Annotated in this window: 14 protein-coding genes; 10 read left to right on the top strand and 4 right to left on the bottom strand. The window is 63.2% G+C overall.

Going from position 1 to position 14,374, the window contains the following annotated elements:
• Positions 1 to 53: 53 nt before the first annotated feature.
• The 3 genes from V7S54_RS19585 to V7S54_RS19575 form a co-directional block, all read right to left on the bottom strand.
• Entirely contained in the window at positions 54 to 731 is a 678-nt protein-coding gene (locus V7S54_RS19585; RefSeq protein ID WP_065375505.1) for an isochorismatase family protein, read from the bottom strand.
• Positions 732 to 840: 109 nt separating this feature from the next.
• Complete coding sequence (locus tag V7S54_RS19580) at positions 841 to 1,482, bottom strand: hydrolase (RefSeq protein ID WP_065375607.1); 642 nt, start codon at positions 1,480 to 1,482, stop codon at positions 841 to 843.
• Between the two features lie 105 nt (positions 1,483 to 1,587).
• The gene (locus tag V7S54_RS19575) at positions 1,588 to 2,457 is read right to left on the bottom strand and encodes a pirin family protein (protein WP_065375504.1); all 870 of its coding nucleotides are present in this window, start codon (positions 2,455 to 2,457) and stop codon (positions 1,588 to 1,590) included.
• A gap of 121 nt (positions 2,458 to 2,578) precedes the next feature.
• Here V7S54_RS19575 and V7S54_RS19570 point away from each other — a divergent pair, with 121 nt between their 5' ends.
• Complete coding sequence (locus V7S54_RS19570) at positions 2,579 to 3,499, top strand: LysR substrate-binding domain-containing protein (RefSeq protein WP_065375503.1); 921 nt, start codon at positions 2,579 to 2,581, stop codon at positions 3,497 to 3,499.
• A gap of 11 nt (positions 3,500 to 3,510) precedes the next feature.
• Here the strand turns inward: V7S54_RS19570 and V7S54_RS19565 are convergent, their stop codons facing one another.
• Complete coding sequence (locus tag V7S54_RS19565; protein ID WP_065375502.1) at positions 3,511 to 4,740, bottom strand: ROK family transcriptional regulator; 1,230 nt, start codon at positions 4,738 to 4,740, stop codon at positions 3,511 to 3,513.
• A 232-nt stretch (positions 4,741 to 4,972) separates the two neighbouring features.
• Here V7S54_RS19565 and V7S54_RS19560 point away from each other — a divergent pair, with 232 nt between their 5' ends.
• From V7S54_RS19560 to cysT, 9 genes are all read left to right on the top strand, one after another.
• Entirely contained in the window at positions 4,973 to 6,211 is a 1,239-nt protein-coding gene (locus V7S54_RS19560; protein ID WP_065375501.1) for an extracellular solute-binding protein, read from the top strand.
• A gap of 180 nt (positions 6,212 to 6,391) precedes the next feature.
• Positions 6,392 to 7,273: a carbohydrate ABC transporter permease gene (locus tag V7S54_RS19555; RefSeq protein WP_336409246.1), complete on the top strand. Its 882-nt coding sequence runs from the start codon at positions 6,392 to 6,394 to the stop codon at positions 7,271 to 7,273.
• Entirely contained in the window at positions 7,273 to 8,118 is an 846-nt protein-coding gene (locus V7S54_RS19550) for a carbohydrate ABC transporter permease (RefSeq protein ID WP_065375499.1), read from the top strand. Before V7S54_RS19555 ends, V7S54_RS19550 begins: the two co-directional genes overlap by 1 nt.
• The gene (locus V7S54_RS19545; RefSeq protein ID WP_065375498.1) at positions 8,115 to 9,140 is read left to right on the top strand and encodes an SIS domain-containing protein; all 1,026 of its coding nucleotides are present in this window, start codon (positions 8,115 to 8,117) and stop codon (positions 9,138 to 9,140) included. The genes V7S54_RS19550 and V7S54_RS19545 overlap by 4 nt, the downstream gene beginning before the upstream one ends.
• 3 nt (positions 9,141 to 9,143) lie before the next feature.
• On the top strand, positions 9,144 to 10,079 hold the full coding sequence (locus V7S54_RS19540) for a PfkB family carbohydrate kinase (RefSeq protein ID WP_065375497.1): 936 nt from the start codon (positions 9,144 to 9,146) through the stop codon (positions 10,077 to 10,079).
• Positions 10,076 to 11,161 carry an ABC transporter ATP-binding protein gene (locus V7S54_RS19535; protein ID WP_065375496.1) on the top strand — a complete coding sequence of 362 codons (1,086 nt, stop codon included), beginning with the start codon at positions 10,076 to 10,078 and terminating at the stop codon, positions 11,159 to 11,161. Before V7S54_RS19540 ends, V7S54_RS19535 begins: the two co-directional genes overlap by 4 nt.
• A gap of 103 nt (positions 11,162 to 11,264) precedes the next feature.
• Positions 11,265 to 12,323, top strand: a complete 1,059-nt coding sequence (locus V7S54_RS19530; RefSeq protein WP_065375606.1) for a D-TA family PLP-dependent enzyme — start codon at positions 11,265 to 11,267, stop codon at positions 12,321 to 12,323.
• A 352-nt stretch (positions 12,324 to 12,675) separates the two neighbouring features.
• Positions 12,676 to 13,677 (top strand): sulfate ABC transporter substrate-binding protein, encoded by a 1,002-nt coding sequence (locus V7S54_RS19525; protein ID WP_419178170.1) that lies wholly within the window; start codon positions 12,676 to 12,678, stop codon positions 13,675 to 13,677.
• A 127-nt stretch (positions 13,678 to 13,804) separates the two neighbouring features.
• Positions 13,805 to 14,374 (top strand): sulfate ABC transporter permease subunit CysT (gene cysT, locus V7S54_RS19520; RefSeq protein ID WP_442892569.1); only part of this gene is annotated, 570 nt, incomplete at its 3' end.

Here is a 14,374-nt window from a genome sequence, read left to right as displayed (position 1 = left end):
CAGACGGTCTGCCGTGGGTGCTTGCAATCCGCTTTCACGATTTCGCTGCGTTCTTAGCCGCGCTGCGAGTCCAGCTGCTCCTGATCCTTCTCGACCTGCTGCGCCTTCAGGTAGCTCTCGATCAGCAACTGATATTCCGGGAAGATCTTGGTGTAGATCTCTGCCCATTGCTGGGCATCGTCGCGATGCCAGGTGCGCTGCAGTTCGGAGGCGACCGCTGCGGTATCCATCGGCACGACACCAGCCTGGACGACACGGGCAAGGGTGATCTCCTCAGCCATCTTCGAATAGGTGCCCGAAGCATCGACGACCACGAAGACCTTGTAGCCGTCATGGACGGCGCTGATCGCCGGGAAGGCCATGCAGACGCTGGTGATCGTGCCGGCGATGATCAGGGTCTTGCGGCCGGTTTCCTTCACCGCGGCGACGAAATCCGGGTTGTCCCAGGCATTGATTTCGCCGCGACGGGCGACGTACTTGGCATGCGGCGCATTGGCATGGATTTCCGGGATCAGCGGCCCGTTCGGGCCTTGCGGTACGGAGGCCGTGGTGATGACGGGCATTTTCGCCAGCGTCGCCATGCTGGCAAGTGCCGCCGCATGGGCGCGCAGCTTCGGCATTGGCATATCGTTGACGGTCTGGAACAGTCCGCTCTGGTGGTCGATCAGAAGCATCACGGCGTCATCGGGGTCGATGACCGGGCGCTGTCCGTTGAAATTTGCAGGTGTCATGGTCTTGCTCCTTGTTGGCTGAAACGCAGGCATGCGTTCGGGTTCGCCGAAGTGCGTGCTGCGCTTCGGCGTTAGGTTTGGGGCGCGGCGGCGGCCGCGCCCGTATTGGTCATTCGGATTTGTCGTACGAGAACTGGATGCCGGCGGTACCGCCGGTCTCGATGAACAGGTTCATGAATGCCGGCACTGTTTCCGAGCGCTGCCAGTCGCGTTGCAGTTCGCAGAAAAGCTGAGGCACGCTGATCATCTTGCCGCCTGCCTGCTCGATCCGGCGAAGCGCCGCTTCATGCGCAGCAACGGATGTTCCGCCGACCGCATCCACAGGAACATAGACCTCGTAGCCTGCCTTCAACGCGTCGAGCGCCGGGAATGTCAGGCACGCCTCGGTCCACAGTGCGGTCATGATCAGCTTCTTGCGTCCGGTCTTCTCCACTGCCTGCCGAAATTCGACATCTTCCCACGAGTTGATCGACGTGCGGTCGTAGGTCGGGAACTCCTTCAAGACCCTGTTGACCTGCGGGATCGGCGGCTTGTTCAACCCGCTCTTCACGTTGACGGTCGAGTGAACGATCGGCAACCCGTAAGCGACAGCCGCCTTGGCCGCACCGCAGATATTGTTGATCATCAGTTGCCGGTCCATTGAAGCGATCGAGTTCACCTGGACCGGTTGGTAGTCAATGATGATGAAGGCCGAATTGGCGGGGGTCAGCAAATGATCCCTTGAGGGATCACGAATTGCTTCGCTGGTCATGGTCGTTTCCTTCCTTTGCATCGCTCGAGATCATTCGCGGACAATCTCCGCTCAGGGCCGCCCGAGCGCCGACCCGTGTACGCACGTCTTGCCGGGTTAGCGGCGCTAGACGCTCGCGAGCTTGCCAAAGCGACCGGACTGGAAGTCCGTCATCGCCTGTCTGATCTCCTGCTCGGTATTCATGACGAAGGGACCATACATCGCGACCGGCTCATCGATTGGCTCGCCACTCAAGACGAGCGCAGTCACATCCGAGCTGGCGTCCAACGTAACGCCACCACCGTCACGGCCGAAAAGTACAAACTGCGCTTCTCCGACGACGTCGCTGCCGTTGACGAGAACATTGCCGCGCAGGATCGCCAAGCCGGCCGAGTGACCTTCCGGCAGATCGAGGTTGAATGATCCTCCCTGCTTCAGGCGCACATCCCAAACATTGAGGGGCGTGAAGGTCGTTGCAGGCCCTTGAGTTCCGGCATGATTTCCCGCGATCACTGTTAGAGTTCCGGCACCGTCCGGCAGTTTGACCGTCGGAATGTCGCGAGCAACCAAGGTCTGGTACCCGGGTTTCGCACCCTTGTGGACGGCCGGCAGATTGACCCACAGCTGGACCATTTCGAGCGTACCGCCCTGTCGGGTGAAGCATTCCGAGTGGAATTCCTCATGCAGGATGCCGCCTGCAGCCGTCATCCATTGCACGTCGCCCGGACCGATATGGCCACCGTTGCCGGCTGAGTCACGATGATCGACCTCCCCCTGGTAGACGATCGTCACGGTCTCGAAACCACGGTGCGGATGGACACCGACGCCGCGTGGTGTCGCCGTCGGGGCAAAGGCGATCGGTCCCGCATAGTCGAGCAGAAGGAAGGGGTTTGCATGGTCGCCGGCGCGATCACGCGCCAGCAGCGAGCGAACCGGAAACCCATCACCGACCCAATGCGGGTGCGCATTCCCGAAAATACCGAGTATCTTTCTCATTGCGGTTTCTCCTTGGCCTCGCCGTTTCAGCGATAGCGTTGGAGGAAAGATATCCCTGCACCAAACCTGGCAGTAGACGGTCGTTTCGAGCTATAATGTCCTAAAAATAGGACAATACACGATGCAAGACCTGAACGACCTGAAGCTTTTTGTCGACGTCGTCGAGCAGAACGGCTTTGCGGCAGCGGCGCGCAGGCTGAACATACCACGCTCCAGGCTCAGCCGCCGCATCGGGCTGCTCGAGGAACGGCTCGGAGTGCGGCTCGTGCAACGGTCGACCCGGCATTTCGTGATCACCGAAGTCGGCCGGGAGTATTACCGGCACTGCGTCGCCATGCTGGTGGAGGCCGGCGCGGCGCAGGAGATGATCGACCGCATGCGCTCCGAACCACAGGGTGTGGTCCACGTCAGTTGCCCGTCTTCAGTGGTCTATTTCCAGGTCGCGGAAATGATCGCCCGCTTCATGGCAGAGTGCCCGAAGGTCGAGGTCGTGCTCGAGAGCACCAACAGGCGCGTCGACGTGCTGCGCGAAGGCATCGACATCGCCGTCCGCGTTCGCTTCCCGCCGCTTGAAGAAAGCGATCTCGTCGTCAAGCGCTTCGCCGAGAGCCGGCAACGCCTGGTCGCCAGCCCCGCGCTGCTCGCGTCGATGGGTAAGCCGCCGGCGCCTGCGGACCTCGGCGTCTTCCCAAGCCTTGCCTGGAACCCCGATCGCCCCGAACACGACTGGCGGCTGGAGGGTCCCGGCGGCGCCACCGCAATCGTGCGCCATCGGCCGCGGCTCGTCACCGAAGACATGGTGACGTTGCGGCTTGCCGCCCTGCGCGGTGTCGGCATCTGCCAACTGCCGGAGATGGTAATTCGGCAAGACCTGAAGGATGGCACGCTTGTCGATGTGCTGCCCGACTGGGCGCCGAGGGCCGGCATCATTCACGCGGTCTTTCCCTCACGCCGGGGTCTGCTTCCTTCGGTGCGCGCCCTGCTCGATTTTCTGGCCGCCGGATATACTGAACTTGCCCGTCTGGACGAGCCCAGAACCTGACGGTCGCGCCATTACACCGCTGCGTGCTCTCGTGTTTTCAAGATCGCGGAGAAGCGCGGATCGAACGTGCGGCTGATCGGCTCTGCGGCCGCACCGATCGCCACCGCCCAGGGGTCGGTGAAACCGATCTGCAATCGCGGGAGACTGCGGTCTCGCCGATCGGCGATCGAGGGGAGCAACGGTATCATCGCCTCGACCAACAGGCGCGCGAGCCCCGGCGGAAGGCCACCGCACAGGATCACCGTCTGCGGGTCAAAGATCGTTTCGAGCGCCTGGACGGCGGCGCGTAGTTCAAAGACCGCCGCATCGAGCCAGCGCCGCACCCGCTCGTCCGGGCCGGCGGCAATCGCATCGATATGGGCGTAAAGCTCCGGATCGGCCGGGTCGAGGTCGAGCAGCCTGCAGAGCGAGGCGATCGAAGCGCGATGCTCGAGCGGCGTGCGCTCATCCAGCGATGCGCCACGCGGCAGGCTGAGGATCATGCCGATCTCGCCGGCATTGCCATTGGCGCCGCGGTAGAGCTCACCGTTGAGGATCAGCCCGGCGCCAAGGCCATAGCCGAGATAGATGCAGATGGCATGGTCGACACCATGCGCAGCGCCAACCATGCGTTCGGCAGTGGCGGCCGCGGCCGCGTCGTTCTGCAAGCCGACATCGAGCCCCGTGCCGGTCGCAAGCGTCTCGAGCAACGGAAAATTCTGCCAGGCCGCCATCATCCAGGGATCGTCGTCGTCGGCTTCGATGCCGAAGGGACCGGGCATCGCCGCCCCAAGGCCGACGAGGCGATCTTCCGATTGCGGTGCGATCTCCGTGAGATCTCGGCGGGTCTTCTCGATCAGTTCCAGAATCGTCCGGACGCCGGTCGCCGGCCCACCGGCCGGCAGGTTGGCCTCGCCACGGGCGAGCACCCTGCCGACGAGATCGACAGCGATGGTCCGCGTCACATGCCGGTCGATCTGCAGGCCGATCGCGAAAGCACCCTCCGGCACCAGGCGATAGGGCGTCGAAGGTTGCCCGCGGCCGTTGCGCACCGCCTCAAGCGACTCGACCAGGCCGTCCCGCTCCAGGTCCTCGATGATGTTGGAGACCGTCTGCTTCGTGAGCGCCGTCGCGCGGGCAAGGTCCGCCCGGGACAATTGGCCGTTCAACCGCAGCGCGTCGATCATGACGCGCCGATTGTGTGCGCTCGTCCCCTCCTGGTTGGTGCCGCTCTTCGCCCGGATCAGGCGCATATCGTTCATCCAAAAAACCCCTCTTGACACTGTTAGAATATTGAACAAAAAATAAGTCAAGACAATTGACTTAATAGGAGCCCAAAAGAGCTCCCGGGGGAACGAAAGCAGCGGCAAGCACCGCTGCGGGCGCTCCGATGGATATGTCGACGGCCGCTCGGAAACGGACGGACTTCTCGCATACGGCGCACCTAGAGGCGCGCCGAAGAAGGCTGAAACGCTCAAGTTACTGGAGGAAATCATGTTGAAATCGATAAGAACCACCTTGCTTTGCGCGACCCTCGCCGGCGTCTCCTTCGTCGGCCACGCGCATGCGGAAACGACGCTCAACGCCCTCTTCATGGCCCAGGCCGCCTATAGCGAGGCGGATGTGCGCGCCATGACCGAGGCCTTCACCAAGGCCAACCCGGACGTGAAGGTTAATCTCGAATTCGTTCCCTATGAGGGCCTGCACGACAAGACCGTGCTGGCGCAGGGATCCGGCGGCGGCTACGACGTCGTGCTCTTCGACGTGATCTGGCCGGCCGAATATGCGGCCAACAAGGTGCTCGTCGATGTGACCGACCGCATCACCGGCGAGATGAAATCCGGCGTGCTGCCGGGCGCCTGGACGACCGTCGAATATGACGGCAAGCGCTATGGCATGCCCTGGATCCTCGACACAAAATACCTGTTCTACAACAAGGAAATCCTGGAGAAGGCCGGCATCAAGGCGCCGCCGAAGACCTGGGACGAGCTTGCCGAACAGGCCAAGGTGATCAAGGACAAGGGTCTGCTCGCAACCCCGATCGCCTGGAGCTGGTCGCAGGCCGAAGCCGCGATCTGCGACTACACCACCCTCGTCAGCGCCTATGGTGGCAAGTTCATCGATGGCGGCAAGCCGGCCTTCGCGTCCGGTGGCGGTCTCGACGCGCTCAATTACATGGTGACGAGCTATTCTTCTGGCCTCACGAATCCGAACTCCAAGGAGTTTCTGGAGGAGGACGTCCGCAAGGTGTTCCAGAACGGCGAAGCCGCATTCGCTCTCAACTGGACCTATATGTACAACCTCGCCAACGATCCGAAGGAAAGCAAGGTTGCCGGCAAGGTCGGCGTCGTGCCGGCGCCGGGCGTTGCGGGCAAGAGCGAAGTCTCCGCCGTCAACGGCTCGATGGGTCTTGGCATCACTTCGACCAGCAAGAACCCGGACGAGGCCTGGAAGTACATCGTCTACATGACGTCGCAGCAGACGCAGAATGCTTATGCCAAGCTCAGCCTGCCGATCTGGGCTTCTTCCTACGAAGATGCCAGCGTCACCAAGGGCCAGGAAGAGCTGATCGGCGCTGCCAAGCTCGGCCTCGCGGCCATGTATCCGCGTCCGACGACCCCCAAGTACCAGGAACTTTCGACTGCCCTTCAGCAGGCGATCCAGGAAGCACTGCTCGGCCAGGCTTCGCCTGAGGACGCCTTGAAGACGGCGGCCGAAAACAGCGGCCTCTGAGCCGCCCTCCCAAGCCCCGGGCGGGTAACCGCCCGGGGACCGCGGGAATTATGCGGTAGCGCTGGCATCCACGCGCTTTAACACTTTGATTTGGCGCATCATTCGCTTGGGTCGATGACGATCCGGGGCAATATGCGATAGCATGACGGGGCTCCCTAGGCCCGAGAAGGTTTCCATCCTATGTCCGGCACCTGGATAACAACGCGCGCATGGCTGCTCATGCTGCCGCTGCTGGTGGTCATGATCGCCGTCATCGGCTGGCCGTTGATCGATACGGTCAGGCTTTCCTTCACCGACGCCAGGCTCGTCGGCACGGAAGGCACGTTCGTCGGCCTCGCCAACTATGCCAAGATGCTCGGCGGCTCGAACTTCCTGCGCGCCTTCGTGACGACGACCTGGTTTGCGGTCGTCTCGGTCACGGCGGAAATGGTGCTCGGGGTGCTCGCAGCACTGCTGCTCAATCAACAATTTCGCGGTCGCACGGCTCTCAGAGCCTTGATGATCCTGCCCTGGGCTTTGCCGACGGTGGTCAACGCCACGCTCTGGCGGCTGATCTACAATCCGGAATACGGCGCGCTCAACGCCGCCTTGTTGCAGCTCGGCCTGATCGACAGCTATCGCTCCTGGCTCGGCGAGCCCGGTTCGGCGCTCGCCGCACTGATCGTCGCCGACTGCTGGAAGAACTTTCCGCTGGTCGCCCTGATCGCGCTCGCAGCGCTTCAGGCCGTGCCGCGTGATATCACCGCCGCCTCGCTGGTCGACGGCGCAGGCCCCTTCAATCGCTTTCGCTATGTCATCATGCCTTATCTCGCCGGCCCATTGCTCGTCGCCCTGGTGCTGCGGACGATCGAGGCCTTCAAGGTATTCGACATCATCTGGGTGATGACGCGTGGCGGACCGGCCAACAGCACCCGCACCCTGTCGATCCTCGTCTACCAGGAAGCGTTCTCCTTCCAGCGTGCCGGATCGGGCGCCTCGCTGGCGCTGATCGTCACGCTGCTCGTAACCGTGCTCGCCGTCGCCTATGCAGCAATGGTGCGCAAAGCCGCAGGAGCATCCTGATGGAACGCCAGAACCCGGTTTTCACCGCCTTCGTCTATGCCGCGGCACTGCTGCTGGCAGCCATCATCCTCGCCCCCATTCTCTGGCTCTTCGTCATGAGCATCTCGTCGGCCGCCGACCTCTCGACCAAGCCGCTCAACTGGTGGCCCAACGAGATCGATCTATCGCGCTACCGCCTGCTGTTGTCCACGATCGAAAACAGCACCGGCGCTGCCTTTACTGCCTCGCTCTTCAACAGCCTGAAGGTTGCCGGCATGGCAACGCTGGCGGCGATCGCGGTCGCCATTCCCGCCGCCTGGGCGGTATCGCGCACATCCAACGTTTCCTGGTCGCTCTATGCGGTGATCGCCACCTACATGCTGCCACCGGTGGCGCTTGCCGTGCCGCTCTATATGGGGCTTGCCTATCTCGGGCTTCTGAACTCGGTGTTCGGCCTGGCGCTTGTTTATCTCACCATTCTGGCGCCCTTCACCACCTGGCTGCTGAAATCCGGATTCGATTCCATCCCGAAGGAAATCGAGAGTGCCGCGATGATCGACGGCGCCCGCCTCGACCAGATTCTCCGGCTCATCACCTTGCCGCTTGCGGCTCCCGTCATGGCGACGTCGGCGCTCTTTGCCTTCCTGCTCGCCTGGGACGAATTCTTCTACGCGCTGCTCTTCACCTCGGACCTGCGCGCCAAGACCCTCACGGTTGCCATTTCCGATCTCGCCGGCGGCCGTGTCTCCGATTACGGGCTGATCGCCACAGCCGGGGTGCTGGCCGCCCTGCCCCCGGTGGTGATCGGTCTCCTCATGCAGCGCGCCCTCATTTCCGGGCTCACCAGCGGCGGCGTCAAAGGATGACGGCTATGACCAATTCGGAACGCCCGGCCGGGCTCATGGCGATCGATCGCGAAATGGCGCGTCAGGCCTCGGACGCCATCGCCTCCGTGCACCAGGCGACGGCGATGGCGGCCAGTGTCGCTGCCTCGCTGAAGTCTACCGGCAAGCTGCTGCTGCTCGGCATGGGCGGCTCGCATGCCGTCGGTCGCGCCGTCGAGCCGCTCTACCGTGCCCATGGCATCGACGCCATTGCCCTGCCGCTCTCGGAACAACTCGGCCAGCCGCTTGTCATCGAAGGCAAGACGATCCTCATCACCTCGCAGTCCGGGGAAAGCGCCGAGGTGCTGCGCTGGTTCGGTGAAACCAAAGGCGCAACGCCGCACACCTTCGGCCTGACGCTTGAAGGCGGTTCCTTCCTCGCCAGCAATGCGCCGTCTCTGGTCGGCGTCGGCGGCACCGAGAAGGCCTTTGCGGCAACCCGCAGCCTGACGATCAGCTTCGCCCTGCACCTTGCCGTCCTCGCCGCGCTCGGCGACAATCCGGCCGATGCCCTTCACGCATTGGAAAACCCGCAATCGCCCGATACGTCGGCGGCACTCGAAGCCCTGCACAGCGTCCGATCCGTTGTAACTTCGGGCCGCCGGCTGCAAGGCCTCGCCGAAGCGATCGGCCTCGGTCTGACCGAGCTTTCCCGCCTGCCCTGCTTCTCGCTTGAAGGCGGCCAACTTCGCCACGGGCCGATGGAGATGCTCGGTCCATCCGTCGGCGTCGTGCTCTTCCGCGCGGCGGATCCGACGGCGAATCTCGTCGGGGCCATGGCGATCTCAGCCGCCGAAGCCGGCTCGCCGGTCGTCGTCTTCGATGCTTCCGGCGAGGCGCCAGTCGAAGGCGTCAGCACCATTCCCTTTGCGCCGGCCGCGGGCATGGCGGCGGTCTTCGCCATGCTGCCGGTCGCCCAGTCCTTCATGATCGCCTTTGCGGCGTCCCGTGTCGAGAATGCCGGTACCCCCGTGCGCTCGACCAAGATTACCCGGAGCGAATAAACGATGCGTCCTCTTGCCGTGGTCGGCAATGCCAATGTCGATCTCATCCTCGGGCCGGCGGCCCCCTGGCCCAAAGCCGGAACCGAAATCATCGTCGATCACGACGAGCTGCGTGTCGGCGGCTGCGCCGGCAACAGCGCGCTCGCCTGGGATTCGCTCGGCGTCGACTACGCGATCGCCGCCAATGTCGGCAACGATCAGTTCGGCACCTGGCTGAAGGAAGCCTTTCCCGAGCGGTCCAAGTCCTGGCCGGTCGAGAATGTCGGCACCACACTTTCCGTCGGCATCACCCATCCCGATGGCGAGCGGACCTTCTTCACCACGCGTGGGCATCTGCCGCTGCTCAGCTTCGAGGAAGTCCGCACCATGCTCGACGGCGAAAAACTGCGTGGCGGCTACGCGCTGCTGACCGGCGCCTTCCTGACCGATGCGCTGACATCGGACTATGACCGCTTCTTCGACTGGGCCGACGCCCACGACATCGCCGTTGCGCTCGACACCGGCTGGCCGCTCGATGGCTGGACGCAGACGAACTGCGCGGCGACCGTCGGCTGGCTGAAGCGTTGCCGGCTCGCACTCTTCAACGAGGTCGAAACGACCACGCTGACGGGCCTCTCCGACCCCACCGAGGCCGCACACGAGCTCCGGAAACACATGCCCGAAGGCGCGATCGTCGTCGTCAAGCGCGGCCCCCACGGGGCGATCGCCATCGATGCGGAAGGCCGTCTTTCATCGGCCGCCGCCCCCGCGGTTACCGTGGTCGACACGATCGGCGCCGGTGACGTCTTCAATGCCGGGTTCCTGGCGGCACTCGCAGCCGAGATGTCTTTGGCAGCCTGTCTTCGCACCGGCGTCGCCATCGCCTCGGAGGCGATTTCCACCCTGCCGCGCAGCTACGGCAAACCGCTTTCGTCCTACCTTCAGGAGATCGGCGCATGAGCGCACTCGCCATTCAGAACATTCACAAGCGCTATGGCGAGGTCGAGACGCTGAAGGGCATCGACATCGATCTCGAGAGCGGCGAGTTCCTGGTGCTGCTCGGCTCATCCGGCTGCGGCAAGTCAACCCTGCTCAACATCATCGCCGGACTTGCGGAGCCGAGCGGCGGCGACATCCGCATCGGCGACCGCTCCATTCTCGGCGCGCATCCGAAGGATCGCGACATCGCCATGGTCTTCCAGTCCTATGCGCTCTACCCGAACATGAGTGTTGCAAGGAACATCGGCTTCGGCCTTGAAATGCGCAAGGTCCCCTCGGCCGAGCGCGAAAAGGCGGTGGCGGAGACGGCAAAGCTGTTGCAAATCGAGAACCTGCTCGACCGCAAGCCGAGCCAGCTCTCGGGCGGCCAGCGCCAGCGCGTCGCCATCGGCCGGGCGCTGGTGCGCAATCCGCAGGTCTTCCTCTTCGACGAGCCGCTCTCCAACCTCGACGCCAAGCTGCGCATGGAGATGCGCACCGAACTCAAGCGTCTGCACCAGATGCTGAAGACCACGGTCGTCTACGTCACCCACGACCAGATCGAGGCGATGACACTCGCGACCCGCATCGCGGTGATGCGCGACGGGCGGATCGAGCAGCTCGGCACGCCGGAAGAGATCTACGACCGCCCGGCCACGCTCTATGTCGCCGGCTTCGTCGGCTCGCCGCCGATGAACATCCTCGATGCTACGGTGTCGCAAGGTCAGTTGAAAATCGCCGGCGACGGCCAGGCGATCGCCCTGCCGGCACGCCTCCGTAACGTTGTCTCCGATGGCCAGCGCGTCAAGGCTGGTATTCGCCCGGAAGCGCTGCGACTTGCCGCTGGTGACGAGCCCGCGCCGCAGTTCAAGGCGCGCGTCGAGGTGGTCGAATTGACCGGCCCCGAACTCGTCACCACGGCGCGGATCGGCGACCAGCGCATCACCGCCTGCCTGCCACCACGCAGTTCGGTCCTGTCGGGCGAAGAGCGCGCCTTCACGATCGAGGCGGATGCCCTTCATCTCTTCGATCCCGACACCGGCCGGTCGCTGGCGAAAGACTGAGGGTGCCTGCGGGCGACGACCGGATTGCTCTAGCGACGCCTTTTCCTTCTTGTGAGAATCGTTCATCACACGTTGTCCCGCGCGAGAAGAGGAATTGACCACGATGCCCCTGCCGATCGAAACGCCGGCCGTTCTCGTCGACCTCGAAATTGCCAAGCGCAATATCGAGCGCTTCCAGGCCTATGCCGATGAACATGGCATTCGCGTGCGCCCGCACATCAAGACGCACAAGCTGCCGCAGATGGCCGAGCTTCAGCTTGAGGCTGGAGCGGTTGGCATCACCTGCCAGAAGGTTACCGAAGCCGAAGCAATGGTCGAGGGCAGCGACCGGATCAAGGATGTGCTGATCACCTACAACATTCTCGGCGAAGCCAAGATGGCGCGGCTGGAACGGCTCAATGGCCGCGTCGCGCTTGCCGTCGTTGCCGACAGCGAGACCGTCATCGACGGGCTTGCGGGATATTTCGCCGGCAAGGACAAGCCGCTTCGCGTTTTCGTCGAATGCAACACCGGTGCCGATCGTTGCGGCGTTGGTGCGCCGGCTGAGGCGGCGAGACTTGCCAGCCAGATCGAGGATGCGAAGGGGCTCGTGTTCGGCGGCCTAATGACCTATCCCCCCGTCAACGGCGAGGCAAAGGTCCAGGCCTTCATGAGCGAAGCAAAGAGGCTGATCGAAGCCGACGGCATCGCGGTGCCTGACATCACCTCGGGCGGCACGCCGAGCATGATGCATGCCGCCGGTGCGCCGGTTGCCAGCGAATATCGCCCCGGCACCTACATCTACAACGACCGTTCGTTGGTGTCTCGCGGTGTGGCAAGCTGGGACGATTGCGCGCTGACGGTGGTTGCGACCGTCGTCTCCGTCCCATCCGAAACCCGCGCGATCATCGATGCCGGCAGTAAGGTGTTGACCTCGGATCTGCTGGGACTGACAGGCTATGGTCACGTGCTCGGCCGCGACGACATCCGCATCGACCAGCTCTCGGAGGAACACGGCCGCCTCGTCACCGATGGGCCGATCAACCTCAAGGTCGGTGATCAGCTCCGCATCGTGCCCAACCACGCCTGCGTCGTGACCAACATGGTCGATGCGGTCCACATCGTCGAAGGCGACACGCTCAAGGACACCTGGCCGATCGTCGCCCGCGGCCGCGTGCTCTAGTTTCGCGCCCTAGAGACCCAGAAATCGTTGCTCGCCTGGAGAACCCCGCATTCGCCCGGAATGCAGGGCTGAAGGCTCTTCGACGAACCGGTCCGGCAAACGCTCGAAAGGAGAATCGACGCGTGCCTACTGGACACCAGCATCATGCCCTCCATCTAATGGTCTTGGCGGGCCGGCACGGCCATACTGGGCGGTTGCAGGCAAACCGTTCCCGAAAAGGCGGCGAGAACGATAGGACATTTCCCGATTGCCGCCCCCGGTGTCATCTGTTTGCGTTGTAGCAGTCGATAAAATTGATAGTTTTATCTGGTAACCGATGGAGGTCGAAATGGTCTTTGGACGAATTACCGGAATGGTGGGACTGGCAATTGTGCTCGGGGGCCTGCAGCTGGGAGCTGCGAGTGTTGCGTTTGCCGACACGACGATCTTGAACGTGTCCTACGATCCGACACGTGAACTCTATAAGGACTTCAATGCTGCCTTCGCAGAGAAGTGGAAGGCCGACACCGGTGAGACGGTGACGATCCAGACGTCGCATGGCGGCTCCGGCAAGCAGGCCCGCTCGGTCATCGACGGCCTGCAGGCCGATGTCGTAACGCTGGCGCTCGAAGCCGATATCGACGCGATCGCCAAGGGAACCGGCAAGATCCCGGCGGACTGGAAGACGAAGTTCGAGAACAACAGCGCGCCCTACACATCGACGATCGTGTTCCTCGTGCGCAAGGGCAACCCCAAGGGCGTCAAGGACTGGGGCGATCTGGTAAAGCCGGATATCCAGGTGATCACGCCGAACCCGAAGACTTCGGGCGGCGCGCGCTGGAACTTCCTGGCTGCCTGGGCCTATGGCCGGGCTGCCAATGGCGGAGATGACGCCAAGGCGCAGGAATATGTAACGGAACTCTTCAAGCATGTTCCGGTGCTCGATACCGGCGCGCGCGGCGCGACGACGACCTTCGTGCAGCGTGGCCTTGGCGACGTGCTTCTCGCCTGGGAAAACGAAGCTTATCTCTCGCTCGAGGAACTCGGCCCCGACAAATTCGAGATCGTCACGCCGTCAATCTCGATCAAGGCCGAACCGCCGGTGGCGCTCGTTGACGGCAACGTCGACGCCAAGGGCACCCGCAAGGTAGCGGAAGCCTATCTCGGCTACCTTTACAGCGATGCCGGCCAGAAGATCGCGGCCAAGCACTACTACCGGCCGTTCAAGCCGGCAGCGGCAGATCCGGCCGACATCAAGCGGTTCGGCGAACTGAAGCTCGTAACCATTGAAGATTTCGGTGGCTGGAAAGAAGCCCAGCCGAAATTCTTCGGCGATGGCGGTGTCTTCGACACGCTCTACAAGCCGGGCCAATAAAACCTGAACAGCGCGCGCAGCCAGACGAACCGGCTGCGCGCGCTGCTTCGCGTCGCGCCGGGCCGAGCCGAGCCCTCGAGCGAGGCGCGTTTCATCGTGCCGCGTAAAGACTGCAAAGGTAGTGCCATTGACGGATGCGACGAAGACTGCACCCTGGCGATTTCGCCAGCCGAGTGTTTTGCCTGGATTTGGATTGTCGCTCGGGATCACGCTGAGCTGGCTGGTTCTGATCGTGTTGATCCCGTTGTCGGGTCTGGTGTTTCGGGCAAGCGGGCTCGGTTGGGCACAGTTCGTGGCGCTGGCGCTTGATCCGCGCACGCTCAATGCCTTGAAGATCTCCTTCGGCACGGCCTTTATCGCGGCCGTTATCAATCTCGTCTTCGGCGTCATCCTCGCCTGGGTATTGGTGCGCTATCGTTTCCCCGGCAAACGGGTGATCGATGCCATGGTCGACCTGCCCTTTGCGCTGCCGACCGCGGTTGCCGGCATTGCCCTGACGACGCTTTACGCCGGCAACGGCTGGATCGGCCAGTTCATCGAGCCGCTCGGGCTGAAGATCGCCTTTACGCCATCCGGCATCGTCGTCGCGCTGATCTTCGTCGGCCTGCCGTTTGTCGTCCGGACCGTGCAGCCGATCATGGAGGAGATCGACAAGGAGGTGGAAGAAGCCGCCGCCACGCTTGGCGCCAGCCGCTTC

Origin of the sequence: Ensifer sp. CCNWLY38, assembly GCF_037120565.1 — a bacterium.
In the GTDB taxonomy this organism is placed as follows: domain Bacteria; phylum Pseudomonadota; class Alphaproteobacteria; order Rhizobiales; family Rhizobiaceae; genus Ensifer; species Ensifer adhaerens_H.
The sequence above is the reverse complement of the archived record's forward strand: the minus strand, read 5'-3'. Positions and strand labels throughout refer to the sequence as shown.